26 protein-coding genes and 1 tRNA gene are annotated in these 25,602 nt (G+C 58.9%); 20 read left to right on the plus strand and 7 right to left on the minus strand.

Features of this window, described 5'->3' with window-relative positions; genetic code table 11:
* Position 1: 1 nt before the first annotated feature.
* From L0664_RS07200 to L0664_RS07215, 4 genes are all read left to right on the plus strand, one after another.
* Positions 2-3,073, plus strand: coding sequence for an efflux RND transporter permease subunit (locus L0664_RS07200; protein ID WP_235224976.1), 3,072 nt, complete (start codon positions 2-4; stop codon positions 3,071-3,073).
* Positions 3,073-3,657 carry a YdeI/OmpD-associated family protein gene (locus L0664_RS07205; RefSeq protein WP_235224977.1) on the plus strand — a complete coding sequence of 195 codons (585 nt, stop codon included), beginning with the start codon at positions 3,073-3,075 and terminating at the stop codon, positions 3,655-3,657. Before L0664_RS07200 ends, L0664_RS07205 begins: the two co-directional genes overlap by 1 nt.
* A 236-nt stretch (positions 3,658-3,893) precedes the next feature.
* A complete protein-coding gene (locus L0664_RS07210; protein ID WP_235224978.1) occupies positions 3,894-4,685 on the plus strand; it encodes an enoyl-ACP reductase FabI in 792 nt (263 codons plus the stop codon).
* A 7-nt stretch (positions 4,686-4,692) separates the two neighbouring features.
* Positions 4,693-5,490: a metalloprotease gene (locus L0664_RS07215; RefSeq protein WP_235224979.1), complete on the plus strand. Its 798-nt coding sequence runs from the start codon at positions 4,693-4,695 to the stop codon at positions 5,488-5,490.
* A gap of 16 nt (positions 5,491-5,506) precedes the next feature.
* On the opposite strand, the gene L0664_RS07220 is transcribed toward L0664_RS07215, so the two are convergent.
* Both L0664_RS07220 and L0664_RS07225 read right to left on the minus strand, forming a co-directional pair.
* Positions 5,507-5,731 (minus strand): DUF6500 family protein, encoded by a 225-nt coding sequence (locus L0664_RS07220; RefSeq protein ID WP_235224980.1) that lies wholly within the window; start codon positions 5,729-5,731, stop codon positions 5,507-5,509.
* Complete coding sequence (locus L0664_RS07225; protein ID WP_235224981.1) at positions 5,728-6,165, minus strand: FKBP-type peptidyl-prolyl cis-trans isomerase; 438 nt, start codon at positions 6,163-6,165, stop codon at positions 5,728-5,730. Before L0664_RS07225 ends, L0664_RS07220 begins: the two co-directional genes overlap by 4 nt.
* A gap of 100 nt (positions 6,166-6,265) precedes the next feature.
* Here L0664_RS07225 and L0664_RS07230 point away from each other — a divergent pair, with 100 nt between their 5' ends.
* The 6 genes from L0664_RS07230 to L0664_RS07255 all read left to right on the plus strand — a co-directional run bounded on the left by L0664_RS07230 (position 6,266) and on the right by L0664_RS07255 (position 11,225).
* Positions 6,266-6,652 carry a DUF1801 domain-containing protein gene (locus tag L0664_RS07230; protein WP_235224982.1) on the plus strand — a complete coding sequence of 129 codons (387 nt, stop codon included), beginning with the start codon at positions 6,266-6,268 and terminating at the stop codon, positions 6,650-6,652.
* Between the two features lie 54 nt (positions 6,653-6,706).
* Positions 6,707-7,384, plus strand: coding sequence for a haloacid dehalogenase type II (locus L0664_RS07235; RefSeq protein WP_235224983.1), 678 nt, complete (start codon positions 6,707-6,709; stop codon positions 7,382-7,384).
* Entirely contained in the window at positions 7,384-8,199 is an 816-nt protein-coding gene (locus L0664_RS07240) for an alpha/beta fold hydrolase (protein ID WP_235224984.1), read from the plus strand. The genes L0664_RS07235 and L0664_RS07240 overlap by 1 nt, the downstream gene beginning before the upstream one ends.
* Positions 8,196-9,167, plus strand: a complete 972-nt coding sequence (locus tag L0664_RS07245; protein ID WP_235224985.1) for a threonine ammonia-lyase — start codon at positions 8,196-8,198, stop codon at positions 9,165-9,167. Before L0664_RS07240 ends, L0664_RS07245 begins: the two co-directional genes overlap by 4 nt.
* Positions 9,168-9,235: 68 nt before the next feature.
* Positions 9,236-10,462 (plus strand): endonuclease/exonuclease/phosphatase family protein, encoded by a 1,227-nt coding sequence (locus L0664_RS07250; RefSeq protein WP_235224986.1) that lies wholly within the window; start codon positions 9,236-9,238, stop codon positions 10,460-10,462.
* Positions 10,449-11,225 (plus strand): alpha/beta fold hydrolase, encoded by a 777-nt coding sequence (locus L0664_RS07255; RefSeq protein ID WP_235224987.1) that lies wholly within the window; start codon positions 10,449-10,451, stop codon positions 11,223-11,225. The genes L0664_RS07250 and L0664_RS07255 overlap by 14 nt, the downstream gene beginning before the upstream one ends.
* Here the strand turns inward: L0664_RS07255 and L0664_RS07260 are convergent.
* Positions 11,202-11,981 (minus strand): BUD32 family EKC/KEOPS complex subunit, encoded by a 780-nt coding sequence (locus L0664_RS07260; RefSeq protein ID WP_235224988.1) that lies wholly within the window; start codon positions 11,979-11,981, stop codon positions 11,202-11,204. The genes L0664_RS07255 and L0664_RS07260 overlap by 24 nt on opposite strands.
* Positions 11,982-12,096: 115 nt before the next feature.
* On the opposite strand from L0664_RS07260, the gene L0664_RS07265 reads away from it, so the two are divergent.
* The 8 genes from L0664_RS07265 (at position 12,097) to L0664_RS07300 (ending at position 19,357) form a co-directional block, all read left to right on the plus strand.
* On the plus strand, positions 12,097-13,311 hold the full coding sequence (locus tag L0664_RS07265; protein ID WP_235224989.1) for a TCR/Tet family MFS transporter: 1,215 nt from the start codon (positions 12,097-12,099) through the stop codon (positions 13,309-13,311).
* An 82-nt stretch (positions 13,312-13,393) separates the two neighbouring features.
* Positions 13,394-14,476 (plus strand): Zn-dependent alcohol dehydrogenase, encoded by a 1,083-nt coding sequence (locus L0664_RS07270; protein WP_235224990.1) that lies wholly within the window; start codon positions 13,394-13,396, stop codon positions 14,474-14,476.
* Positions 14,477-14,599: 123 nt separating this feature from the next.
* Positions 14,600-15,835, plus strand: a complete 1,236-nt coding sequence (locus L0664_RS07275; RefSeq protein ID WP_235224991.1) for a mandelate racemase/muconate lactonizing enzyme family protein — start codon at positions 14,600-14,602, stop codon at positions 15,833-15,835.
* 89 nt (positions 15,836-15,924) lie between these two features.
* On the plus strand, positions 15,925-16,515 hold the full coding sequence (locus L0664_RS07280) for a TetR/AcrR family transcriptional regulator (protein ID WP_235224992.1): 591 nt from the start codon (positions 15,925-15,927) through the stop codon (positions 16,513-16,515).
* A 121-nt stretch (positions 16,516-16,636) separates the two neighbouring features.
* The gene (locus L0664_RS07285) at positions 16,637-17,320 is read left to right on the plus strand and encodes a PspA/IM30 family protein (RefSeq protein WP_235224993.1); all 684 of its coding nucleotides are present in this window, start codon (positions 16,637-16,639) and stop codon (positions 17,318-17,320) included.
* Between the two features lie 27 nt (positions 17,321-17,347).
* Positions 17,348-17,644: a hypothetical protein gene (locus L0664_RS07290; protein ID WP_235224994.1), complete on the plus strand. Its 297-nt coding sequence runs from the start codon at positions 17,348-17,350 to the stop codon at positions 17,642-17,644.
* 109 nt (positions 17,645-17,753) lie between these two features.
* Positions 17,754-18,422, plus strand: coding sequence for a lysophospholipid acyltransferase family protein (locus L0664_RS07295; protein ID WP_235224995.1), 669 nt, complete (start codon positions 17,754-17,756; stop codon positions 18,420-18,422).
* Positions 18,419-19,357, plus strand: coding sequence for a phosphatidate cytidylyltransferase (locus tag L0664_RS07300; RefSeq protein ID WP_235224996.1), 939 nt, complete (start codon positions 18,419-18,421; stop codon positions 19,355-19,357). The genes L0664_RS07295 and L0664_RS07300 overlap by 4 nt, the downstream gene beginning before the upstream one ends.
* On the opposite strand, the gene L0664_RS07305 is transcribed toward L0664_RS07300, so the two are convergent.
* From L0664_RS07305 to L0664_RS07320, 4 genes are all read right to left on the minus strand, one after another.
* On the minus strand, positions 19,348-20,190 hold the full coding sequence (locus tag L0664_RS07305) for an endonuclease/exonuclease/phosphatase family protein (protein ID WP_235224997.1): 843 nt from the start codon (positions 20,188-20,190) through the stop codon (positions 19,348-19,350). The genes L0664_RS07300 and L0664_RS07305 overlap by 10 nt on opposite strands.
* 59 nt (positions 20,191-20,249) lie before the next feature.
* Entirely contained in the window at positions 20,250-21,509 is a 1,260-nt protein-coding gene (locus tag L0664_RS07310) for a glycerate kinase type-2 family protein (protein WP_235224998.1), read from the minus strand.
* Positions 21,510-21,601: 92 nt separating this feature from the next.
* Positions 21,602-21,678, minus strand: a tRNA-Arg gene (locus L0664_RS07315).
* A gap of 71 nt (positions 21,679-21,749) precedes the next feature.
* Complete coding sequence (locus tag L0664_RS07320; protein ID WP_235224999.1) at positions 21,750-22,061, minus strand: ETC complex I subunit; 312 nt, start codon at positions 22,059-22,061, stop codon at positions 21,750-21,752.
* A 169-nt stretch (positions 22,062-22,230) separates the two neighbouring features.
* Here L0664_RS07320 and L0664_RS07325 point away from each other — a divergent pair, with 169 nt between their 5' ends.
* Together L0664_RS07325 and uvrB are read left to right on the plus strand one after the other, a co-directional pair.
* Complete coding sequence (locus L0664_RS07325; RefSeq protein WP_235225000.1) at positions 22,231-23,310, plus strand: Hint domain-containing protein; 1,080 nt, start codon at positions 22,231-22,233, stop codon at positions 23,308-23,310.
* An 84-nt stretch (positions 23,311-23,394) separates the two neighbouring features.
* Entirely contained in the window at positions 23,395-25,602 is a 2,208-nt protein-coding gene (uvrB, locus tag L0664_RS07330; protein WP_235225001.1) for an excinuclease ABC subunit UvrB, read from the plus strand.

Here is a 25,602-nt window from a genome sequence, read left to right on the forward strand (position 1 = left end):
GATGAAAATCGCGCGTTTCTCAATTGAATATCCGATCTACACGTGGCTTTTCATGCTGTTCGCCCTGATTGGTGGCGCGGTAGGGTACTTGTCGGTGGGCAAGCTTGAAGACCCCACATTTACCCTCAAATCTGCATTGGTGATTACCCCCTATCCGGGTGCGACGGCAGCAGAGGTCGCGACAGAAATTTCCGAAGTGCTAGAGGCCGAAATCCAGCAGATGGATGAGATCAAGACAGTCACATCGCGCAACACCCAAGGCAGTTCCGTGATTGAGGTTGAGGTCAAAGACCAATTTGGCGGCGACGAGTTGCCGCAAATATGGGACGACCTGCGCGACCGCGTGGAAGATGCCAGTGCCGCACTTCCAAATGGTGCCTTGCCGTCAATCGTGAATGACGATTTCGGAGACGTCTTTGGCATTCTATACGCCGTATCGGCGCCTGGGTTTTCGGACGCCGAAATATGGGACATCGCGACCTTCATGCGCCGCGATCTGCTGACCGTCGAAGGCGTCGCGAACGTTGAAATTCAAGGCCTCCCCGAAGAAGCAATTTTTGTCGAACCATCCTCGCAGATCGTGTCGTCCCTTGGCATTGATCCGGGGCTGATTATTGGGGCGATTAGCGCGTCAACGGCGATTAACCCAACAGGGTTTGTCAGCAATGGTAGTGCAAATCTGCGCATTCAAGGCCCCTCCGCCGAGGATAGCGTAAGCGAGATCAGCGGCCTGACGTTCGGGTTTCAGGGTGAGGTTCTGAACCTGCTTGATATCGCCGAAGTCAGCCGTGGCCGCGTTGATGATCCCGAACACATTCTGCGTCACAACGGCCAAGAGGTGTTTACCCTTGGCGTGTCTGGCTTGCTATCTGAGAATATCGTCACTGTCGGGCAGAGGGTGGAGGCGGAACTCAAGGTTCTAGAAGACCTTTTGCCGGTGGGCGTCACGGTCACGCCCATCTACGAACAACACCGCGTCGTTGATGATGCCAACAACAGCTTCCTTTTGTCCTTGGCGATGTCTGTGGGGGTCGTGATTGGTGTTCTGGCGCTGTTTATGGGGCCGCGCGCCGCGATTGTGGTTGGCGTGTCGCTGTTGCTAACTGTCACGTCCACCTTCTTTTTCATGTATCTCTTTGACGTCAAAGTCGAACGGATCAGCCTTGGCGCGTTGATTATCGCGATGGGTATGTTGGTCGACAACGGCATCGTGATTGCCGAAGGGATGCAGCAGGAAATGCGCAAAGGACGTTCCTCGCGCGAGGCTGCGGACACTGCGTCAAAGAAGACCCAGATCCCACTGCTGGGGGCGACCATTATTGGCATTATGGCCTTTGCGGGGATTGGTCTTTCGCCTGACGCCACCGGTGAATTCATGTTCTCGCTGTTTGCAGTCATCGCGATCTCGCTGTTGCTGTCATGGTTCGTTGCCGTGACGGTGACGCCGCTGCTGGGTCATTACTTGTTCAAAACGGGCGGTCTGGTCGGTGATGATACCGGCTATGATGGCCCTGTTTTTCGCGCCTATGGCGACGTCGTTCGTTGGGCGCTCAAGCTGCGATGGTTGGTCATTGCAGGGTTGATCGGCACGACTGTCGCCTGCGTCATGGCCTTTGCGCAGGTCAAGCAGCAGTTCTTTCCACCCGCGACAACGCCGCTGTTTTACCTTGAATACAAGGCAGCCCAAGGCACCGCGATTGGCGAAGTTTCAAACGATTTGGAGGTCATCGAAGACTGGCTTTTGGCCCGCGATGATGTTGCAGATGTAACGGCAACCATTGGCCAAGGCCTGACGCGGTTCATCCTCACCTATAACCCCGCGCGCGCTGATAGCTCTTACGGGCAATTGGTGATCCGTGCCACATCGCCAGAGGCAATTCCCGCCTTGCGCGCCGAGCTGGACCAGTTCGGGATCGAAACGCTGCCATGGGCGGAACTGCAAACGAAACGCATTATCTATGGCCCGCCGGTCAGTTCCGACATTGAAGCGCGCTTTTCCGGTCCGGACCCCGACGTACTTCGGGCGCTGGCGACACAAGCCGAAGATATTTTGCGCACGGCCACGCCGCTTTTGCATAGTGAGCATAGTGACTGGCGCGAACGTGAGATCATAACGCGCCCGATTTATGCCGAAGACCGCGCACAAGCCGCCGGGATTGCGCGCAGCGATGTGGCAAATGCCATTGCACTGGCCACGAACGGGATACCCGCGGGCACCTTTCGCGAACGGGACCGCCTGATTGATATCGTCGTGCGGACACCGCGCAGTGAAACGGCCCGCGACGGGCAACTTCTGGACCAGATTGTTTATTCTAACGCCATCGGGGGCTATCTTCCGCTCAGCCAAGTCATCGACGGGTTTGCAGTGGTGGCCGAAAACCCGGTGATCGAACGGCGCAACCGTGTCCCGACAATCACCGTGCAAGCGAACGTCATCGACGGGCTGACACCACCAACTGTTTTTGGTGAAATCCGCCCCCTGATCGAAGCGATTGATCTGCCCGTCGGTTACCGCCTTGAATGGGGCGGCGAGTTTGAAAGCGCGGGCGAGGCGCAAGCGTCATTGGGCCGTCAAATGCCGCTGGCCTTCGGAACCATGTTGCTGATCACGGTCCTGTTGTTCGGCAAACTGCGCCAGACTGCGGTGATCTGGACGATTGTGCCAATGGCGATCAACGGCGTGGCGCTTGGCCTGCTTTATGCAAACCTCGCGTTCAGCTTTACGGCGATGCTGGGGCTGTTGTCCCTGTCTGGCATGCTGATCAAAAACGCCATTGTGCTGGTTGAGGAAATCGACGCGCAAAAGGCCGACGGGTTGCCGCAGGATAAGGCGATCATCACCGCAAGTGTCAGTCGTTTGCGCCCTGTCGTGCTGGCTGCTGGAACCACGATCCTTGGGATGCTACCGCTTCTGGCTGACGGGTTCTTTGCGGCGATGGCGGTGACAATTATGGGTGGTTTGGGCTTTGCGTCCATCCTGACGCTGATCGGCGTGCCGGTGCTGTATCACACATATCTGCGCAAAGAACGACGCGCGGACAAACGTGCCGCCAGCGCACTGGCAGTGGCGTAATGGCCGGTATCCCGACAGATCGCTTTGAGAAGGTGCAGGTCTGCTCCGCCGCTGAGTTGCGCGATTGGCTGACAGCGCATCACACCCAGTCGGAAAACGTCTGGCTGGTGACATTCAAGAAAAGCGTGCCGGACAAGTATGTGTCCACACACGACATTTTGGATGAGGTTATTGCATTTGGGTGGATCGACGGAATTCGGCGCAAGTTGGATGATGACCGCACCATGCAAATCATCGGACCACGACAGACCCAAGCCTGGGCGAAAAGCTATAAGGATCGTGCCGCGCAGCTGATTGCGGATGGGCGAATGACCGATGCCGGGCTAAAATCAATTGCAGCGTCCAAGGAAAACGGGCTGTGGGATTATTGGGCGGATGTGGATGCGCTGATCGTGCCTGACGATTTGCGCGTGGCACTTGATGGCACTCCGATTGCCGCGCAGAACTTCGATCAATGCGCGCCGTCTTACAGGCGTAATTTGTTACGTTGGGTGAAGCTGGCCAAGACACCACAAACCCGGGCCAAGCGGATTGCGCAAATTGTTGACAACACAGCGCGGGACGAGAAAATTCCGCAGATGTAGTTTCATCCACAAATTTTTAGGTTTTCTAACAATCGAGCGAGACGATAGACCTTGGTCGTCGGACGCGCATGGATTGGTTTTTGTGCCTAAGCCGACATTCATGCGTACTGCGGCATCAATCCCTTCGGGCTCAAAGCAGCCATTCGCCGCACCCTCCATAACGTCTCCAACCTCCCCAACCTTGACCCCGACCCCCAAACAAGGGAAATGGTTAGTCAGCAATCGGGGAGCACACCATGACAATCCAAATGAACGGAAAACGCGGACTTATCATGGGTGTGGCCAACAACAGGTCCATTGCGTGGGGCATTGCCGACGCGATGCACAAGGCCGGCGCGGAACTGGCGTTCTCCTATCAGGGCGAAGGTTTGCTGAAACGGGTCGCACCGCTGGCCGAAAGCGTGGGATCAGATACGCTGGTCGAAGCGGACGTGATGGATGACGCCTCCCTTGATCAGTGTTTCAAAACCCTCAAAGACAAATGGGGCAAGATCGATTTCGTGGTCCACGCCATCGCCTATTCCGACAAGAACGAACTCACGGGGCGCGTGTCCGACACCAGCCGCGCGAACTTTACCAATTCCATGGCCATCAGCTGCTACAGCTTTATCGACGTGGCCCGCCGCGCCGCTGAAATCATGCCCGACGGCGGCACATTGCTGACGTTGACGTATCAGGGCAGCCACCGCGTCACGCCGAATTACAACGTCATGGGTGTGGCCAAGGCCGCTCTTGAATCCGCGACAATGTATTTGGCCGCAGATCTTGGCCCGCAGCAAATCCGCGTCAACGCCATCAGCCCGGGCCCGATGAAAACCCTTGCGGGGGCGGCCATCGCGGGCGCGCGCCGCACGTTCCGCTACGCCGAAGAAAACGCACCGCTGCGCCACAACGCAACACTAGAAGCCGTGGGCGGCACAGCCGTTTACCTCGCCTCTGACGCGGGGGCCTGCACAACGGGTGAAATCATCCGCGTGGATTCCGGTTTGCATACGATGATGATGCCAGCGCTCGAAAACCTCGGTTGATCGCGCGGTGAACCCCACAATCTTTCTTTTCTGCGCGCTTGCGGCGTGTTTTGGCACGGGTCTGGCCCTGCGCGGCGGTTGGACGTCGCCGTTGAAAACCACAATCCTCGGGCTTGATCCGCAAGGATTGGGGATTTCGGCACTGGCCGTCGCGGCTGCGATGTTCTTTTTCGGGCCGGTGTTCGGGATATGCATCATTCTGGTGATCGTGATCCACGAATTCGGCCATGTCGCCGCGTTCCGCGTGGCAGGACATCACGATGCATCCTTTCGGCTGGTGCCGCTTTTGGGTGGCTACGCGATTTCAAACCGTGCGGTCGACACCCAAGAAGAAGACGTGTTCATCACCTTGATGGGCCCCGCCATTTGCCTCGCACCGATGCTGTTGGCCTATGCGCTGGTCCCGTTCGCCACGCAATACTACCCCGCCGCAATCGGCCCGCTTTATACGTTTGCAGGCATCGCGGGCGCGCTGAATTTCTTTAACTTGCTGCCGATCTGGCCACTGGACGGCGGGCGCCTAACGGCGGCCATCACATCCGTGTTCCACGACCGCGCCCCGTTTTACATCTTTGCGGTATCGTCTGCGCTGATCGGGCTGATCGCCGTGCTGGCGCAATCGCTGTTCATGCTGATCTTCGTGATCATGACCGTGCAACACATGATCCAGAACGGCGGCGGCGATGGCCGCGCGCCCTACCGCCGCATGACCAAGAAACGTGCACGGATGTGTCTGGGTGCATGGCTGTTCACCGCCGCGGCCCTGTTCATGGGCGGCTTCAGCACAATCGTGCAGTTCGTCTAACCCGACAAACGCGCGCCTAAACGCCCGCCTTTAACATGTCGCGTATTTTCACCGCCTTCTCGAAATGATCCAGCCGGTGGGTTTCGATCCACCACCGCGCAGCCTCCATCAACTGCTCAGGATCATCGTTGCGGTTGGCAAAGAAGGCATAGAACGACAGCCCCACGCCATCGCCCTTTTTGGCAATCTTATCGCTACAAACCGCGATGGCCTTGGCGCGAAACGCCGGTTTCAGGCTCACGCTGCTTTGATTTCGATCAGTTCAATCGCAAAGGTCAAATCCTTGCCCGCCAGCGCGTGATTTGCATCCAGCGTCACCTCGGTCTCGCTCAGCTCAACCACAGTCACCGGCATCACGTGCGCACCATCAGGCGATTGCATCTGCAACGTCAGCCCCATTTCCAACGGGATTTCCGCAGGGATCTGTTCGCGCGGAATGGATTGGCGGTTGTCCGGATTGCTCTCTCCGTAGGCCTCGGCACACGGGATTTCCACAACCTTTTTGTCGCCCACTTCCATGCCTGGAATCGCCTTATCAAGGCCGGGAATAATCTGGCCGGACCCGACCACAAATTCCAACGGATCACGCCCGTCGCTGGAATCAAACGTGGACCCGTCGCCCAATGTGCCTGTGTAGTGGATGGAAACCGTATCGCCGGATTTGACCTGACCCATGAAAATCGTCCTTTAGCTAAAGCTGTGAAATTTGTTGGCGCGTGCCTAACAATCCACGCGCCAGTTTGCAAACGGGGGCCATCCGGCGCAGTCTTGCCCCATGCAACATCCTTTCCAGACCCCCGCCATCAAGGCCGCATTCGCCGCGTTCGCCCCGCCCCACCGCGCGGCCCTTCTGACCCTGCGCGATCTGATCTTTGACACCGCCGCGCCCCTTCCCATCGGCCAAATCACGGAATCGCTGAAATGGGGCCAGCCCTCCTACACCACAAACACCGCCACCCCGATCCGGCTGGGTGTGACCAAAACAAACGACATCGCAATACTCACCCATTGCCAATCCACCGTCATGTCGGACTTTCGCGCACTCGCCCCGCCCGACATGCGCTTTGACGGCAATCGCGCGCTGCATCTGGACCCAACAGACACGATCCCGCTTAATGACATCACGCCGCTCATCCGCGCCGCGCTCACTTACCGTTTATGAGGCTTCCCAAGGGCATCCCCCCATGCAAAGCTGTGATCAAATGAAAGGCCACACATGACAATCACAACCTGCATCTTCGACGCCTACGGAACCCTGTTTGACGTGGACGCCGCCGCGCGCAACGTCGCCAAAGAACCGGGGCAATCCCAACTGGCCGCTGTGTGGGGGACATTGTCAAAGGACTGGCGCTCCAAACAGCTTGAATATTCATGGCTGCGCGCCATCGGCGGCCGCCACATTCCATTCTGGCAAGTCACACAAGACGCGCTGGATTGGGCCATGGAAAACAACGGCCTGTTCGACAACGCCCTGCGCGCCAAACTGCTATCTGTTTACAAAGAATGCCCCGCCTTCCCCGAAGTCGCCGATATGCTCAAGGCGCTGAAAGAAAAGGACATGAACATCGCCATCCTGTCCAACGGATCACCCGATATGCTGGTCAGCGCCGTGCGCTCTGCGGGCATCGGCGAATATCTTGACGATGTGCTGTCGGTTGAAGAAGTCGAAATCTACAAACCCCACACCAACGTCTATGACATGGTCTGGGACCGCTTCGATGTGCCCCAAACCGATGTTTTGTTCGCCTCCTCAAACGGCTGGGACGCCGCAGGCGCTGCCGGATACGGCTTTGGCACCGTCTGGGTCAACCGCAACGGCGCCCCCCAAGACCGCCTATGGGCCGAACCGCACCGCACCCTCCCCGATCTCAAAACGATCCCCGATCTGGTCTGATGCCGCAGTTCACGACCGCTGACGGCACGCAGCTGTATTACACCGATGAAGGCCAGGGCCTGCCCGTCCTCGCGCTGGCGGGCTTGACCCGCAACACGGCCGATTTTGATCACGTGGCCCCACATCTGAACTGCCGTTTGATCCGCATGGATTATCGCGGGCGCGGCCAGTCCGATTGGGCCGATCCCGCGACCTACACAATCCCGCAAGAAGCGATGGATGCGCTGGCCCTCCTCGATCATCTGGACATCGAAAAGGCCGCAATCCTTGGCACGTCACGCGGCGGGCTGATCGCGATGGTGCTGGCCGCGACCGCCAAAAACCGCCTGCTCGGCGTCGCCCTCAACGACATCGGCCCCGAAATTGAGGCGGCGGGCCTGTCCGTCATCAAAGATTACATTGGCCGCAATCCGGCCCAATCCACCCACATCGACGCCGCCAAATTCCGCGCCAAAGCATGGTCCCATTTCAAAGGCGTGCCCATGGATCGCTGGCTGGCCGAAGTCCAGAACCACTACACACAAACCGACGACGGGCTGGTCATCAAATACGATCCCAAACTGCGCGACGCGGTGCTGGACGCGGGCGCGCGACCTGCCCCCGATCTGTGGCCGCTCTACGATGCACTGTCAGATCTGCCGCTGGCGATGCTGCGCGGCGATGCCTCTGATCTGCTCTCAGCCCAAACCTTCGAAACGATGCGCAATCGGCGCCCCGATGCCCATGCCGCCACCGTTCTGGGGCGCGGCCATGTTCCGTTCCTGGATGAACCGGAATCCTTGGGGGTCCTTCACGACTGGATACTAAGCTTATGAACATCGACATGATCCGCGCCGCCGCCACGCGCCTGCATGGCTTTGCCCGCCGCACGCCGCTGCTGTCGTCCCCGTTCCTAGATGACATCGCGGGGCGTCGCGTCTACGTCAAACCCGAATGCCTGCAACACACCGGCAGCTTCAAATTCCGCGGCGCATGGTCGGCCCTTTCTGCGCTCGACCCCGATGTGCGCGCCCGCGGCGTTATCGCGTTTTCCTCCGGCAACCACGCCCAAGGCGTCGCACTGGCCGCCGCGCGCCATAACACGACGTCGGTCATCATCATGCCCGCCGACGCGCCGCAGCTGAAAATCGATAACACGCGTGCTTTGGGGGCCGAGGTGATCCTGTATGACCGCGACCACGAGGACCGCGACGACATCGGCGCACGCCTATCGGCTCAGCGCGGCCTGACCCTCATCAAACCCTTCGACAACGAACAGGTCATCGCAGGCCAAGGCACCACAGGGCTTGAGATCGCGCAAGACGCCAACGAACTGGGCCTGCAAAACGCCGACGTTCTGGTGTGTTGCGGCGGTGGCGGCCTCACGTCCGGCATTGCGCTCGCGTGCGACGCAGACGCCCCAACCCTGCGCGTCCGCCCCGTCGAACCCGAAGGCTTTGACGATGTAAAACGCTCCCTCGAAACGGGCACCATTCAAACCAACACACACACCTCCGGCAACATCTGCGACGCGATCATCACGCCCCAACCCGGCGATCTCACCTTCCCGATCATGAAACGCCTCTGCGGCCCCGCCCTCACCATCTCCGAACAAGACGCCCTGCACGCCATGGCCCACGCCTTCCTGCGCCTCAAACTCGTGGCCGAACCGGGCGGTGCCGCCGCCCTCGCCGCCGCCCTGTTTCGCAAACACGACATCAAAGGCGACGCCGTCATCGTCACCATCTCGGGCGGCAACGTCGACCCGGCCCAATTCGCCCAAGCCCTCGACACTCTGCGCTGAAACCCCGCTTCTTTGGTTCCAAAATATCCCCGCCGGAGGCATCCAGCGTCACAACAGAAAGCCAGCACATGACCCGCTTCACCATCGCCAGCTTCAACGTCAAAAATCTCATCGGGGCGGACAAGGAATACTACAAATTCCAATCCTACACCCCCGAAGAATACGCCTGGAAACAGGATTGGATGGCAGACCAACTGCTCACCATGGACGCCGACATCGTGGGCTTTCAGGAAATCTTCGAAGAAGACGCCCTGCGCTCCGTGATCGCAGAAGCCGACGCATTGGGTGCCGCCTCAAACGCGGCGTCCATCCCCGACAAATCCAAACGCTACCACCGCAAAGCGATCTTTCGAAAACTCGCCTACACCCCCTACGGCACCAATGGTCTGGCCTTTGCGCCCAATGTCGCTGACGGCGGCCCGGGTGAACGCCGCCCCGGTGTCGCCATCGTGTCGCGTTTCGGTTTTGTCGGCACGCCGCAGGTGATCCAGGACCTCCCCGAACCTGTTGATATTCCGTTCTCGGCGTTGCGCCGCGCGGATGGGGACGCCGTGGGGGACGACGCCGACGCCGGCTATTTCCGCCTGCGCCGCCTGTCCCGCCCGATCCTCAAGGCCAAAATCCCCGTGCCCACCAACGACGGACAAACCCAAACCATCACCGTCTTCAACTGCCATCTCAAATCCAAGCTCGGCGAACACATCTCGCCCGAACCGCGCGATCTGACGAACTATGATCCAACGGCGCGCGCGCTCGGTTCTTTGCGTGCCGCCCTGCGCCGCATGGCCGAAGCATGGGTTTTGCGCGCTGAAATCGTCAAAGAACTCGACGCTGGCAATCCAGTCATGGTGCTGGGTGATTTCAACGACGGCGAACATGCCGTCAGCTCTGAAATCATCTCGGGCGAGGTCCCGTTCAAAAACTACGCATGGATGCTGCGCCACGACGCCAAAACCAAACGCGACCGTTACACCGACAGCGAAAACCAGAAAATTCGCGGCGCCATCAATAAGGTCCGCCTGCATTCTGCCGAAAAACTGTTCGTGCGCGGCTCCTCTCGCGATATGGTCTATACGTCCGCGTTTGGCGGCACGTTCGAATCCATCGACCAGATTTACATGTCGCGCCATTTCCACCCCGATTACAAAAAACGCATCGGCCAGATGGAATATTTCTCCGCGCTCAACGATCACCTGACCGACGGGTCCCACCCCGAAGCGCCCTACAACAAACTCGCGTCCGATCACGGCCAGATCATCGCGCATATAGTGATGGGCCAAGATGACGACGCATAACGTCCAATCCAAAGGCGCGGACCTGTTCGTACACGATGTTGGAACAGGCCCCACCATCGTCATGGCCCATTGTCTTGGCCTTGATCACACCGTCTGGGATGGCGTCGCCGATCTGCTGCCAGATCACCGCGTGATCCGCTACGATTTGCGCGGGCACGGTGCATCCGATGCGCCCGACGGTCCCTATTCCATGGGCACGCTGGTCGCAGACGCCGAAACGATCTGTGACGCGCTTGATCTAAAGGATGTGGTGTTCATCGGCCTGTCTGTCGGCGGGTTGATCGCCCAAGGCCTCGCGGTGAAACGCCTTGATCTTGTGCGCGCTATGGTGCTGTCCAACACGGCCGCAAAACTCGGCCAGCCGGGCCCGTGGCACGCCCGCGCCAAAGCCGCGCGCGCCGACGGCATGGATGGTATCGCGGATGCAACCGCAGACCGCTGGCACGTCAAGCGGGTCGAAAGTGCGGACAGTGCAATCGCGCAGCTGAAACAGGCCAACCCCGAAGGCTACGCCGCCACCTGTGAAGCCATCGCAGGCACAGATTTCTACACCCCGACATCCGGCTTGCGCCTGCCAACACTTGCCATCGCGGGCAGTCTTGATGGCGCCACCCCGCCCGATCTGGTCCGCGAAACCGCTGACCTTATCCCGGGGTCGGACTTCCACCTGATCAAAGGCGCCGGGCATATCCCGCCCGTCACACACCCCCGCGACGTCACAGCGGTGTTGCATGGGTTTCTAGGCGGAATCGGCCACGTTTGAGTGCGCCAGACCTTCAAGCGCGCGCGCCGACCAATAGGCCCCCGCCACATCGTGGCTAAGGGATGCAGTCCCCGTCACCCCGATGATGCGCCGGAACGGGCGCAACCCACGGCCCAGCGCCACCAACCTCGGGCCGACCACATCGGGTAAGTCCGCAATGAACACCGCCAACTGGTCGCGCAATCCGGCCCCAGGATTGTCGTAAAATTCCGCGCACGACATCAAAAACAGCCAGACATCCCGCGCCTGCGCATCCGCCACAGCCATGTGCCCACAGGGGTCTTCCTCCAGATCCAGAAGATAGATTTGCCCGTCATCCGCGCTGATCGTCATGTCTTTGACAAACGGTCGCCCGTGGGCGCGCCCGCTGTGATGCACCTGCACCAGAACATCCTGCGCCGCCTTGATCAGCCGCGCGCGCTCCGCCGTGTCTGTAATGGCCCGCAACTGGCTGCGCAGGGTGACACCGCAATCGGCCAACACGATGTGATCGCCGGTTTCGTCCAAAACCTCGGGCACGGGCAAACCTGCGGCATGAAAATCGCGCAACCGCGCCGCTTCGCCCCGCAATGCCGCCATGCCCCCAACCGCATTGGTCGGGCGCAACACCTTTGGCAAAACACGCGCCAGAACACGGTGCAGCCCGCTGAAAAACGTGGATCGCTCAGCCTCGGGGCGTTTGATCCATGCGTCTCGCCCCGCAAATGTGGTTTTTTCGACGCGCGCCGCGCTGGCAGCTTTTTGTTGGGCAAACACAATACTGGTCCCTAAATGACTGGGCCGAACCATATTCTGCACCCACCCGCACGCAACTGCAAATTATGTCACCCGAGGGCTTGCAGTTGCCCCCCTATCGCCGCACGGTCCGCCCATGGATCCGGCATCGCGCAAACGCGCCTTCACCTTTATTCTGATCACGCTGACCCTTGATGCCATGGGCATCGGTCTGATCCTGCCCGTCATGCCCGATCTTATCGTCGAGGTAGAGGGCGGCACCATCGGTGATGCGGCCCTTTGGGGCGGTATCCTCGCAACGACCTTTGCCGTGATGCAGTTCATTTTCGGCCCCATCCTCGGGTCGCTGTCAGATCGGTTTGGCCGCCGCCCGGTCCTGCTGATTTCGCTGCTGGTGATGACAATCGACTACCTCGTGATGGCCGTCGCCGGTACCATCTGGCTGCTGTTCGTCACCCGCGTGATTGGCGGCATCACGGCGGCCACGCAATCCACCGCCTCTGCCTTCATCGCCGACATTTCCAAACCCGAGGAAAAATCCGCGAACTTCGGGCTGATTGGTGCGGCGTTCGGCCTTGGCTTCGTGCTCGGCCCGGTGATCGGCGGCCTGCTGGGCGAATACGGCACCCGCGCACCGTTCTATGCCGCCGCCGCCCTTGGCGCTGTGAACCTGATCTTCGGCTACTACGTGCTCCCCGAAACCGTGACCGACCGAATCCGCCGCCCGTTCCTGTGGCGCCGCGCGAACCCCTTTGGCGCGTTCAAGGCACTGGGCCAACTGGACGGCGTGCGCCGCCTGATCTTCCTCGTGTTCTTGTATGAATTCGCCTTCATCGTGTACCCCGCCACATGGGCTTTCTTCACCAAAGAGGCTTTTGGCTGGTCCCCCGGCATGGTCGGCGCCTCCCTTGCGCTGTTCGGCATCGGCATCGCAATCGTGCAGGGCGGCCTGATCCGCTTTGCCCTCAAACGGTTCGGCGAACGCGGCACGATCGTCTATGGCATCACCTTCAACTTCCTCGCGTTCGTGATGCTCACCATGATCACAAACGGCTGGGTCGCACTTGCGTTCATCCCCCTCACCGCACTGGGCGCGGTCGTCACGCCAGCCCTGCAAGGGTTGATGTCGCAACGTGCGGGCGACGATCAACAGGGCGAACTCCAAGGCGTGATAGCATCCGCCAAATCCATCGCGATGATCTTTTCACCCATCGTGATGACACAAGCCTTCTACGCCTTCACCAACGACACAGGCATCTACTTCCCCGGTGCGGCGTTTGCCCTGTCGGCAGGCCTGATGATCCTATGCATGGTTGTCTTTCTGGGCCGCAAACGGCAGGTGGCGATCTAAACGACAAAACCTGTCGTTTTCGAACTTGCGCCGGGCCAGCCCCACCGCCACGCTCGACAAAACACATGAATCGAGATCGCCCATGCCCACCATCAAAGCAGCCGTTTGCCATGAATTCGGCCAGCCCTTCGTTATCGAAAACATCGACATCCGCGCACCCCAAGACGCCGAAGTCGAAGTCACCCTCGCGGCCTGCGCGATCTGCCACTCTGACATCACCTACGCCAGCGGCGCTTGGGGCGGATCATTGCCAGCGGTCTACGGGCACGAGGCCGCAGGCACCGTCACCGCCATCGGCCCCAACACCAAGGACGTCAAAATCGGCGACAAAGTCGTCGTCACGCTGATCCGGTCTTGCGGCACCTGCCCGTCCTGCGCCTCCGCGCGGCCCACCAACTGCGAAGAAGGATATGAGGGCGACCATGGCCCGATCAAAACTGCCGACGGCGGAAAACTCCACCAGGCGATGGCGTGCGGCGGGTTCGCCGAAAAGGTCGTCGTGGACGCCTCTCAGGTCGTGACCCTCCCCGACGGGATAACAATGGAGGCCGCATCCCTCCTCGCATGTGGCGTCATCACCGGCATCGGTGCTGTGGTAAACGCCGCCAAAGTCCGCCCCGGTCAAGACGTTGTCGTGATTGGCGCGGGCGGTGTCGGCCTGAACGCGATCCAAGGCGCAAAAATCGCGGGCGCACGCCGCATCGTCGCCGTCGATATGGAACCAAGCAAACTCGACATCGCGCGCGAATTCGGGGCCACCGATGCTGTCCTCGCCAGCACCGACGCCCCGTGGCGTGACGCCAAGGCCGCAATGGGCCGTGGCGCAGATGCGGTTCTGGTCACTGTTGGCATCGCGCCTGTGTATGACCAAGCCCCCAAATACCTCGCCAAGGGGGGCAACATTGTGATGGTCGGCATGCCCGCATCCGGCGCGTTCTCGCAATACGAGGCCGCAAATTTCGCCGCTGCAGGTCAGGGCATGATCGGGTCCAAAATGGGCGACGTCGTGATCAAACGCGATATCCCGTGGATGGTTGATCTGTACAAACAGGGCCGCCTGAAATTGGACGAACTGATCTCCGGCACATGGTCCCTCGATCAGATCAACGACGCGATTGACGATACCAAAACAGGCGCCGCCAAACGCAACGTCATCGTTTTTTGACCCATCCGGCGAAAACGGCGCGTCATCAAAGGGTTAGCAAAAACAGCCCCGTCAGCCCATAAAACGCCCATACCGGACCCATACCCAACCCATACCAGACCCATACGCCCGATTGGACAGATCATGAAACTTCAGGACCTCGACATCATCGTGACAGCCCCCCCCGCCCCGGGGTGGGGTGGCAGGTACTGGATACTGGTCAAAGTCACGACAGACACAGGCATCACTGGTTGGGGTGAATGTTACGCCAGCAGCGTCGGCCCGAACGCGATGACCGCCGTGATCAAGGACGTGTTCGAACGTCACATGCAGGACGAAAACCCTGAAAACATTGAACTTATGTTTCGCCGTGCCTATTCCAGCGGCTTCACCCAGCGCCCTGATTTAACGGTGATGGGCGCGTTCAGCGGCCTTGAAATTGCCTGTTGGGATATCCTTGGCAAAGACCGCGATCGCCCTGTCCATGCCCTCATCGGCGGGCGGCTAAACGACAAAATCCGCGCGTATACCTACCTCTATCCGCAAAAACACCATCCCCTACCTGATTTTTGGGCCAGCGCCGAAATGGCCGCAGACGTCGCAATTTCCCTTGTAAATCAGGGGTATACGGCCCTGAAGTTCGACCCGGCAGGCCCCTACACAATCCGCAGCGGCCACATGCCATCGCTACACGACATCGAAACATCCATCGCCTTTTGCCAAACCATCCGCGACGCTGTCGGCCCGAACGCCGATTTGCTGTTTGGCACCCACGGGCAGTTTTCAACGGGCGGCGCGATCCGCATGGGCCAAGCCCTCGAACGCTTCAGCCCCCTGTGGTACGAAGAACCCATTCCACCTGATGCCGTGGCAGAAATGGCAAAGGTCGCCAGCGCCGTGCGCATCCCCGTCGCCACAGGCGAACGCCTGACCACAAAGGCCGAATTCGCCACCGTTCTGCGCGCCGGCGCCGCCACAATCCTGCAACCCGCCCTGGGCCGCTCGGGCGGTATCTGGGAAACGAAAAAAATCGCAACATTGGCCGAAGTCTACAACGCTCAAGTCGCCCCGCATCTTTATGCAGGCCCCATCGAATGGGCCGCCAACATCCAGCTCGCCGCGACGCTGCCCAACATCCTGATGGCCGAAACCATCGAAACCCCGTTCCATGACGCGCTGATAAAATCGTCAATTACAATTGAAAACGGCTACATTCCGGTGCCAGCCGCCCCCGGACTCGGCATCGACGTAGACGAGGCCCTTGCCCGCGCGCACCCCTACACAGACACAGGCCTGCACCTCGAAATGCAAAGCGATCCCATCAGCTATCACGCGCCCAACCTGTTTGCAGGCGGCGCCCCGGTTAAAGATCAATCCTGACCGCCCCTTCATCTAGGCCAAAAACTCAATTCCATCTTTTCCTCATGCTCGATCCTCGCTATTCTTGAACAAAGTTCAAAGGATATCCCATGGCCGGAAAAGTCCAAGCACGGCGCGCCGCTCTACGCGATGCCCTGATCCAACACGCCGAACAGCGTATCGAAACCGACGGGCTGAAAAACCTGCGCGCGCGTGATCTTGCCAAAGACGCGGGCTGCGCGCTGGGGGCTATCTATAATGTCTTTGGCGATTTGAATGATCTGGTCCTTGCCGTAAACGCCCGCTCCTTTCACGCGCTGGGGGCACAAGTCGCCGAAGCCCTCGCCGACGCACCACAGGACGCGACCGAGCAATTGATCGTGATGTCACACGCCTACCACCGTTTTGCCGCCGAAAACTTCAACACATGGCGCGCGCTGTTTGATATCGAACGCCCCGCAGGCCAAGCCGCCCCCGATTGGTATCTTCAGGAAATGGGCCAACTGTTCGCCTATATCGACGCCCCGCTGTCCGTTTTATTCCCCGACCACGACGCCGAAAAACGCGCCCTTTTGACCAAAGCGCTGTTTTCCAGCGTACATGGAATCGTTCTTTTGGGCTTGGACGAGGCGTCAGCAGGGGTTCCGGCGGCGCAGCTGGATGAAATGATTTCCCTTATTCTCAGCCACTTAGCTTCCTAAATCTCAATTTCGTGAACATTGTTCAAAAAATATCTTGAACAAACGAACTTAGCTCGCTATCTCTAATTCATGAACGACGTTCACAATACAACGTGAACCACGACACATGAAAGGAAGCGATATGTTCAAGACACTTTCAACCCTCATTGCAGGGGTCAACGCACGCTCCGAAGACCGCGTTCGCGATGCCTTTGCCATTGAACTGATTGATCAGAAAATCCGCGAGGCCGAACAATCCCTGAAGGCCGCCAAGGCCACCCTCGCCTCTCTGATCCAGCGCCAGCGCAGCGAGGTCCGCCAACGCGACACCTTGAAAAACCGCATCAAGGATATGATGTCGCGCGCCCAAAGCGCGATGGATCAGGACCGCGATGATTTGGCAACCGAGGCCGCGCAGGCCGTCGCGAGCATGGAAAACGAACTAACCATCCGCAACGAAACCTGTGATCGCCTTGATCAAAAGGTCATCCGCCTGCGCAATTCAATCGAGGCCGGCCACCGCCGCATAATCGATCTGAAACAAGGTGCCATTCAGGCCCGCGCCGTGCGCCGTGAACAGGCGATCCAGACCAAGCTGAATTCGACGATCGGGCATACGTCCAACACACAAGAAGCCGAAGAATTGATCACCCGTGTCATGGGCCGTGACGACCCGTTCGAGCAGTCCGAAATCCTGCGAGAGATCGACCGCGACCTTGGCCATGAAACCCTTGCCGATCGCATGGCCGACAACGGCTTTGGCGCATCAACCCGCACCACGGCAGACGATGTTCTGGGCCGCCTGAAGAAAAAGAAATCCGCTTAACCAACCAATTTCAAAAGGAATAAACCGATGAACAACTTCAACAAATCCGACAACGGCCTGATCATTTTCTTCAACGGCATCGCAGTCGTTATCGCCTACGGCATGCTTGGACTGTCCCTTTATATGTCCCCGGACGTGCCGCTGGCGACCAAAGGATACTGGGGAATCGGCATCCTGCTGCTCACCCTCGCTTTGGTGAATTTCGTGAAACTGCGCTTTGACGAACGCCTTGCCGATGACCGAATCAGCCGTGTCGAAGAAGCCCGCAATGAACGCCTTTTGGCCGAATATGTTGGTGGCGAAGACCACAAAGACGCCGCTTAAACCAACATCACCCTTGCCGCTCACGGCAAAGCGCCCCGCTTCTTTCCTGTCCCTAGGGAGGCGGGGCGCACCCTTTCCAATCCCTCAAACGTCAGCCAAGATCACCCAGATGAAATCGATCCTGTCCCTCCCCCGTCGCGCCGCCGCCAAATTGGTCGGCCTCGCTATTTCGCTATTGGTGCGTTTCCTGACCGCTGTGCGCGCGAACTGGCAGGGGATTGAACCGATCAACAAACAGCGGGTCTATTTTGCCAACCACGTCAGCAATGCCGATATGCCGATGATCTGGTCGTGCCTGCCGCCCAACCTGCGCCGTGATGTGCGCCCGGTCGCTGCCGCCGATTACTGGTTGAAAAACAAACTGCGCGCCTTCGTCGGCCCCGAAGTTTTCAATTGCGTGCTGGTGGATCGCCGCCCCGAGGCGCGGACAGACGGCCATGACCCGATGCAAAATATCCTTGATGCGCTGGATGCCGGATCATCCCTGATCATTTTCCCCGAAGGCAACCGCAACATGACGGAAGACCCGCTTTTGCCCTTCAAATCAGGGCTTTATAATATGGGTAAGGCGCGCCCGGATGTGGATCTTGTGCCCACATGGATCGCCAATGTCACCGAAATCATGCCCAAGGGCGAGGTCATCCCCCTGCCTCTGATTTGCACAGTCACCTTCGGCGAACCGATCCACGTGGGCGACACAGAGGCAAAGGACGACTTTTTGAAACGCGCGTCAGATGCGCTTGTCGGGCTCGCCCCCTCGCAGGAGGATCGGCTATGACATCCACCAACGCGGAAATTCTATGGCTGGCCATTGGCGTGTGCGGATTGATGACGTTGTTGTCAATTTTCGGCGAAGTCCTGCGCGCACGCACGGACGTCAACAACCCCGTTGTTGAAACCTTTATGACCCGCGTGCGCAGCTGGTGGGGCATGGTGATCTTGTTCACGCTGGCCCTGATCGCGGGCAAAATCGGCATTATTGTTCTGTTTGCTTTCGCGTCTTTTGCGGCATTGCGTGAATTTCTGACGCTGACGAACAAACGACAGGCCGATCATCTTGCCCTCGCGCTCGGCTTTTTTGTCGTGTTGCCGCTGCAATACCTGTTTGTGGGCCTTGGCTGGCAGGCGCTTTATACGGTTTTCATCCCCGTCTATGCGTTTTTGATGCTGCCCATCGTGTCCGCCCTGCGCGGCAATGCGGACAGGTTCCTGATCCGTGTCGCGGAAACCCAGTGGGCGCTGATGATCGCTGTGTTCTGCATGTCCCACGTGCCCGCATTGCTGATGATTGACGTCGAAGGCTACCCCGCAGATCGCGGCATATTGCTGATCGTCTTCCTGATTATGGTCGTACAAATCGGCGATCTTCTTGATTTCTTTTTTGGCCGTCGCATCGGCAAAACCCGCATCATCCCGAAACTGTCCGCCAAGACATGGGAAGGCATGGCCTGCGGGGTTGTCTGCGCTGCCCTTGCGGGCGGATTGCTCGCGTGGTTGACGCCATTCGGGGTCGGTATGGCGATGGCGATGGCCGCGCTTGCGTCCACCGTCGGCATGTTTGGCAACCTCGTGTTCGCCGCCATCAAACGGGATCGCGGCGTCAAAGACTGGTCACACCTGATCCCCGGCCAAGGCGGGTTCACGGACCAGCTCGATTCTGTGATTTTTGCAGCGCCCGTGTTCTACCACATCACGCATCTGATTTATGGCTGACGCACCATGAAATCACCGACAACGGGGTAGTGATCCGTCGCCCATTCCCCGTCAAACCGCCCCCGCACCGAAAACGTTTCACCGAGCGGCGCAATGCCATCCGTCCCACCGATGTGGTCAATGGCGGGAAACAGGTTCAGCCCGCGATTGAAATGGAACGTCGATCCCTGCACAGGCCAGAACGTCACGCCAACGTCCTCAAGAATACCCAGCGTCGTGGACCCGCGGATCGCGTTGAAATCACCAATGACGAAAACCGGCATGCGCGTCGCAGGCTCTGCGATCCGTTCTGCCACCAATGCCGCAGACAGCTTGCGGTTCGACGCACTGCGATATTCCGTATGAAGATTATAGACGCGGAAAACGGTGCCGTTGCGGTCACTAAATTCCGCCCAAGACGTAAACGCGGGCCAGGACCCGTTGAACGTGCGCGAATAGATCACATCAGGCGTATCGCTGAAAAAGAACCACCCCTCGTCGCGCAACGTAAGGCGATCAGCGCGGTAGAAAACCGGCTGGGTGGATGGGAAATCGGCAGGGTCGCCCACAGCCGCCACGCGGTAATCGGGGTTTTGATCAATCAACCAGTCCAGCGTCAGGTTGGCTGGTGCCATGCCGCGCCCGAAACTCTCCATCTCTTGAAAACCGACGACATCGGCATCCAAAGACCGGAACGCCGATTGCAGCGGCCCCTTGCGGCGTTCCCAATCGCCAACAGACCAATCGCCCGTGTCACGCCCGAGCCAGATATAATGCACATTATACGTCGCCACCCGCAGCGCGCCGGCGTCGCGATCCTGCACAGGTTGGGGCAAAGAATTACACGCAACCATCGTGATAAAGAGCGCGCAGATCAGCCCAATCGCCGTCCCAATTCGTTTGACCCACCGCATCATGGCAGGACCAGCAAAGCGCGAAAATCGTTGACGTTCGTCATGGTTGGTCCTGTCACAACCTGCATTCCGATCTTGCCAAAGAAACCGTGCGCATCGTTGCGCGCCAATGCGCCGTCCGCCGACACCTCCATCGCTTCGGCCAGCGCCAATGTCGTGGGGTCTGCGATGGCGCCTGCGACTTCTGCTGCGCCATCAACGCCGTCTGTGTCCCCCGCCATAACATGTATTTTAGGGTGGCCTTTCAGCGCGATCGCCGCCGCCAATGTGAATTCTGCGTTCGGCCCACCGATGCCGTCACCCGTCCGCGTGACCGTACATTCGCCGCCCGACAACAACAGCACAGGATGCGGCAGGCGCTGTTTGGCAACCTCAACCGCCATGGCCGCCTGCGACACAGCCAAATCCCGCGCCTCACCTTCAATGGCGTCGCCCAGCATGCGCACTTCGACGCCTAGCCCCTCGGCCAGTTCCGCAGCCGCCGCCAAAGACTGCGACGGGGCTGCGATGATTGTGTTCACCACCCCCGCCAACCGCGGATCGTCCACAGCCAAAGGATCACCGCCGCGTGCCAAATAGGCGTTCACCGCATCGGGGGCCTCAACCTTCCACTTTGCCAATGTCGCGATGGCCAGATCAGCGTGGCCTGCATGGCCCACCGTCGGTCCGCTTGCGATGTCGCTCGGATCATCCCCCGGCACATCCGAAATCAGCAGCGCGTGCAATTTCGCCGGATGCACCGCCGCCGCCAACCGCCCACCCTTCACGGCTGACAATTCCTTGCGGATGCCGTTGATATCCCCGATGGGCATGCCGGACGCCAACATTGCCGCGCTCAGCGATTGTTTGTCTTCCAATGTCAGCCCGTCCGCAGGGGCGCACAACAGCGCGGAACCGCCACCAGAAATGAGCATCACAACAGTGTCGTCCGCCCCCAAACCTTTCGCGATCTCAAGCAACCGTTGCGTGGCATCAATGCCTGCTTGGTCGGGGACAGGGTGGGATGCCTCTACGATTTTTATGCCTTCACACGGGCGGCCATATCCATAGCGGGTGATCACGAACCCCTCACACGGCCCCCATGCGGCCTCAATAGCCTCTGCCATGCGTGCGGATGCCTTACCGGCCCCCAACACCACCACACGGCCTGCGGGTTTGGCGGGCAACGCGCGCGGCACACACAACATCGGATCCGCCCGCGCCACGGCCGCCGCAAACAAATCACGCAAAAACTGGTTCGGGTCGGTAAGGGCGTTCATCAGTGTTCTTTCATCCAGGATCGGCGTGCATTGCCACAGCACAGACCATAACTGCGCCCGCGTCAGAATAAAACGAAACTGGTTGTGATAAATGGCGATCCGGGAAGGACTCGAACCCTCAACATCCTGATTAGAAGTCAGGTGCTCTATCCAGTTGAGCTACCGGACCGCTGCTGACCTTCTAACGATGTCGCGCGGGGTCGTGCAAGCGCTGACGCAGGGTGTTGCGCGCAACTGTGTTCAGTGCGTCCAGGCACCGCGGCGGTTGGTCGCAAAATTCTCACCGTAGCCACCCGCGCGAATGTTGACGCCGCGCTTTTTCGGTTCCTGCACGGTCGCCTCAATGCCATTGTCGGCAGCATATTCAAGTGCGGCCTCTTTGGTGTCGAACGACATCTTTACCTGCGTTTGCGTGTCTGACGACGACGTCCACCCCATCAACGGATCAACCTCACGCGCGGATGTTTGCGCAAATTCCAGCACCCAATGCTTTGTCTTGGCCGTGCCAGATGACATTGCAGTACGGGCTGGTTGATAAATACGTGCGCGCATGGCGGGCTCCCTTGATGTGTTCGCTATATCGGCATTTTCGGCCCGCCATGCAAGCGGATCACGATCTAAATTTTCTACTCACTCAACATACTTTCTACACTTCTATGTTCCATCAGCGGTGAAAGGCTGTGCGATTCACGCCCTAAATTGGCGAAGGGATCATAATAAAATGGCGAGCTTCGTCGCACAGGGCGCTGATATTGTTCAGAATGCCAATGTCGCGACGAACAGCTCACTCGGGCAGGATGGCGCGGGTCAGATCACCGTCACCAGCGGCACATCCCCGTTTCCCGACGGCTACATCATCGAATTCGAGGTCATCAACGTCGCGACCAACGGCGAATTCAGCACATCGACAGCGTTCACCGGCATCACCGTCTACGCGAGCGAGGCTGACTACATCGCCGGAACACCGATCTATACCTATACCCCTCAAAACGCCGGCCAGACTGCCGCTGTTCAGGATTCCACGGACAGAATTGGCGATGAATATATCCAGTTCAATGCCAACATTCTAACCTCGTCCGACCCGGGCGCACCCAACCTCAATTCCCTGTTCGTCGCCCCCGGCAGCAATATCGGCAACCAGACGTCTACAGTTTTCGACCACCACACGGACATAGATTATGACGGCAGCGGTGGGATTGACGCGGGCACAATCGAAGACGGCAACGGCTTTTTTAACATCGCCAACAGTTCCACCGTTTGTTTTGATGCCAGCACCTATATTTTAACGCCCAACGGCCAAACTCCGATCCTTGATCTGTTGGTCGGGGATTGTGTCGTTACGGCGGACAATGGCCCCCAGAAAATCGTCTGGATCGGCAAGCGCCACGTCACGCGGTTGCAATTGATAACACAGCCCAAATTGCGCCCCGTTCTGATCCCCCAAGGCGTTCTTGGCGCCCACATTGATACCTTGGTGTCCCGCCAGCATGCCTTGGTGACGAAGGGTGGATCGCTGATGCGATCCGCAAAGCTTGCGGGGCGGGCAAGGTCGCGTATGCGCATCGCCAATGGCCGGAAATCCGTGACCTACCTGCACCTGATGTTTGACTCCCATCAAATTATTTTCGCCAACGGCATCGCCGCCGAAAGCTTTTATCCCGGTCCACATGCCCTGCGCGCTTTGACCAAACGACAATTGCACACCCTCAGGCCCGTTCTTCCTGACATCGTCAGATCCGGCATAATTTCGGGCAAGGCCCTGTCAATGTACGGCGCAATGGCCAGACCAATCGCGCATTAGGCCAGTCTGCTGACATAACCTTGTCAGCATGCCCCTTTGAAGACCCTGCGATCGGTGTCACATTACCCCGTGACAGGAGCATCCATGCCATACGCCCAAACCGACAAATCCGAAGCTGAACAATTCCTCGCCAATCCCGCGCCGGATGTAAAAACCCGTGAAAAGCTGGAAGGCGGCCGCGCGTTTGTGCTGAGCACCGAATTCGAACCCGCCGGCGATCAGCCCACAGCCATCAAAGAATTGTCCGAAGGCATCCGTCAGGGTGAACGCGACCAGGTTTTGCTGGGCGCAACGGGCACCGGTAAAACCTTTACCATGGCCAAAATGATCGAGGAAACGCAGCGCCCCGCGATCATCCTTGCGCCTAATAAAACCCTCGCCGCGCAGCTATATGGCGAATTCAAAGGGTTTTTCCCCGACGCAGCCGTCGAATATTTCGTGTCTTTCTATGACTACTACCAGCCAGAAGCCTACGTCGCGCGCTCTGACACGTTCATCGAAAAAGAATCCCAGATCAACGAACAGATCGACCGGATGCGCCACTCTGCCACCCGTGCCCTGCTGGAACGCGATGACGTGATCATCGTGGCCTCCGTGTCATGCATCTACGGCATCGGCAGCGTCGAAACTTACGGCGCGATGACGCAAGACATCCACGTTGGGGAATCCTATGACCAGCGCGCCATCATGGCCGACCTCATCGCGCAGGCCTACAAACGCAACGACCAAGCATTCCAGCGCGGCACATTCCGTGTGCGTGGCGATTCACTCGAAATCTGGCCCGCCCACTTGGATGATCGTGCTTGGAAACTGTCGTTTTTTGGCGAAGAACTCGAAACCATCACGGAATTTGACCCTCTGACGGGCGAAAAAACCGACACCTTCGAAAAGGTCCGCGTCTACGCGAATTCCCACTACGTCACGCCGAAACCAACGATGAACCAAGCGATCGTCGGCATCAAAAAAGAACTGCGCATGCGGCTGGATCAACTGGTCGCCGAAGGCAAACTGCTTGAGGCCCAGCGTCTTGAGCAACGCTGTAATTTCGACCTTGAGATGCTTGAGGCGACGGGCGTGTGCAACGGCATCGAAAACTATTCCCGCTACCTGACGGGCCGCGCACCGGGTGAACCACCCCCCACATTGTTCGAATTCATTCCCGACAATGCGATAGTGTTCGCCGATGAATCCCACGTGTCCGTGCCCCAAATCGGCGGCATGTATAAGGGCGACTTCCGACGCAAAATGACACTGGCCGAACACGGGTTCCGCCTGCCGTCCTGCATGGACAACCGCCCCCTGAAGTTCGAAGAATGGGACGCCATGCGCCCCCAATCCGTTTTCGTATCCGCCACCCCCGCATCGTGGGAGCTCGAACAGACAGGCGGTGTGTTCACCGAACAGATCATCCGCCCAACAGGGCTGCTTGACCCGATCATCGAAATTCGCCCCGTAGACACGCAAGTCGATGATGTCATGGATGAAATTCGCCATGTGACGGCCCAAGGGTTCCGCACGTTGGTCACCACATTGACCAAACGCATGGCCGAAGACCTCACCGAATATCTGCACGAAAACGGCATCAAAGTGCGCTACATGCACTCTGACATCGATACGATCGAACGCATTGAAATCCTGCGCGATCTGCGCCTTGGCGCGTTTGATGTGCTGATCGGGATCAACCTGTTGCGCGAAGGATTGGACATCCCCGAATGTGGACTGGTTGCCATTTTGGACGCCGACAAAGAGGGCTTTTTGCGCTCCGAAACCTCGCTCATCCAAACCATCGGGCGTGCGGCCCGTAACGCCGATGGCCGCGTCATCATGTACGCCGACCGCATCACCGGATCGATGGAACGCGCCATGGGCGAAACCGATCGCCGCCGCGCGCGCCAGATCGCATACAATGAAAAACACGGCATCACGCCCGCGACAGTGAAAAAGAACGTCGAGGATATCCTCGCCGGTCTTTACAAAGGCGACGTCGACATGAACCGCGTCACCGCCAAAGTCGACAAACACGCAGGCGCCAATCTGGCCGCCGTGTTGGATGGCCTACGCACCGACATGCGCAAAGCCGCCGAGAATTTGGAATTCGAAGAAGCCGCCCGCCTTCGCGACGAGGTCAAACGCCTCGAAACCGTGGACCTCGTTGTGTCCGACGACCCCATGGCGCGCCAATATCAGGTGGATAAAGCCGTGAAGGAAAGCGAGAAAATGGCGGGGCGATCGACGGCAGGCCGACCGGGGCAAAGGGGTGGTGTGAAGCCGAGGAAGAAACGGGGTGGTTAA

This window comes from Octadecabacter dasysiphoniae (assembly GCF_021532615.1).
GTDB lineage: Bacteria > Pseudomonadota > Alphaproteobacteria > Rhodobacterales > Rhodobacteraceae > Octadecabacter > Octadecabacter dasysiphoniae.

Coding starts and splice junctions, on each gene's coding strand:
- L0664_RS07200 (WP_235224976.1), top strand. CDS start 2: ATGAAAATCGCGCGTTTCTCAATTGAATATCCGATCTACACGTGGCTT.
- L0664_RS07205 (WP_235224977.1), top strand. CDS start 3,073: ATGGCCGGTATCCCGACAGATCGCTTTGAGAAGGTGCAGGTCTGCTCC.
- L0664_RS07210 (WP_235224978.1), top strand. CDS start 3,894: ATGACAATCCAAATGAACGGAAAACGCGGACTTATCATGGGTGTGGCC.
- L0664_RS07225 (WP_235224981.1), bottom strand. CDS start 6,165: ATGGGTCAGGTCAAATCCGGCGATACGGTTTCCATCCACTACACAGGC.
- L0664_RS07230 (WP_235224982.1), top strand. CDS start 6,266: ATGCAACATCCTTTCCAGACCCCCGCCATCAAGGCCGCATTCGCCGCG.
- L0664_RS07235 (WP_235224983.1), top strand. CDS start 6,707: ATGACAATCACAACCTGCATCTTCGACGCCTACGGAACCCTGTTTGAC.
- L0664_RS07240 (WP_235224984.1), top strand. CDS start 7,384: ATGCCGCAGTTCACGACCGCTGACGGCACGCAGCTGTATTACACCGAT.
- L0664_RS07245 (WP_235224985.1), top strand. CDS start 8,196: ATGAACATCGACATGATCCGCGCCGCCGCCACGCGCCTGCATGGCTTT.
- L0664_RS07250 (WP_235224986.1), top strand. CDS start 9,236: ATGACCCGCTTCACCATCGCCAGCTTCAACGTCAAAAATCTCATCGGG.
- L0664_RS07255 (WP_235224987.1), top strand. CDS start 10,449: ATGACGACGCATAACGTCCAATCCAAAGGCGCGGACCTGTTCGTACAC.
- L0664_RS07265 (WP_235224989.1), top strand. CDS start 12,097: ATGGATCCGGCATCGCGCAAACGCGCCTTCACCTTTATTCTGATCACG.
- L0664_RS07270 (WP_235224990.1), top strand. CDS start 13,394: ATGCCCACCATCAAAGCAGCCGTTTGCCATGAATTCGGCCAGCCCTTC.
- L0664_RS07275 (WP_235224991.1), top strand. CDS start 14,600: ATGAAACTTCAGGACCTCGACATCATCGTGACAGCCCCCCCCGCCCCG.
- L0664_RS07280 (WP_235224992.1), top strand. CDS start 15,925: ATGGCCGGAAAAGTCCAAGCACGGCGCGCCGCTCTACGCGATGCCCTG.
- L0664_RS07285 (WP_235224993.1), top strand. CDS start 16,637: ATGTTCAAGACACTTTCAACCCTCATTGCAGGGGTCAACGCACGCTCC.
- L0664_RS07290 (WP_235224994.1), top strand. CDS start 17,348: ATGAACAACTTCAACAAATCCGACAACGGCCTGATCATTTTCTTCAAC.
- L0664_RS07295 (WP_235224995.1), top strand. CDS start 17,754: ATGAAATCGATCCTGTCCCTCCCCCGTCGCGCCGCCGCCAAATTGGTC.
- L0664_RS07300 (WP_235224996.1), top strand. CDS start 18,419: ATGACATCCACCAACGCGGAAATTCTATGGCTGGCCATTGGCGTGTGC.
- L0664_RS07305 (WP_235224997.1), bottom strand. CDS start 20,190: ATGGTTGCGTGTAATTCTTTGCCCCAACCTGTGCAGGATCGCGACGCC.
- L0664_RS07310 (WP_235224998.1), bottom strand. CDS start 21,509: ATGAACGCCCTTACCGACCCGAACCAGTTTTTGCGTGATTTGTTTGCG.
- L0664_RS07320 (WP_235224999.1), bottom strand. CDS start 22,061: ATGCGCGCACGTATTTATCAACCAGCCCGTACTGCAATGTCATCTGGC.
- L0664_RS07325 (WP_235225000.1), top strand. CDS start 22,231: ATGGCGAGCTTCGTCGCACAGGGCGCTGATATTGTTCAGAATGCCAAT.
- uvrB (WP_235225001.1), top strand. CDS start 23,395: ATGCCATACGCCCAAACCGACAAATCCGAAGCTGAACAATTCCTCGCC.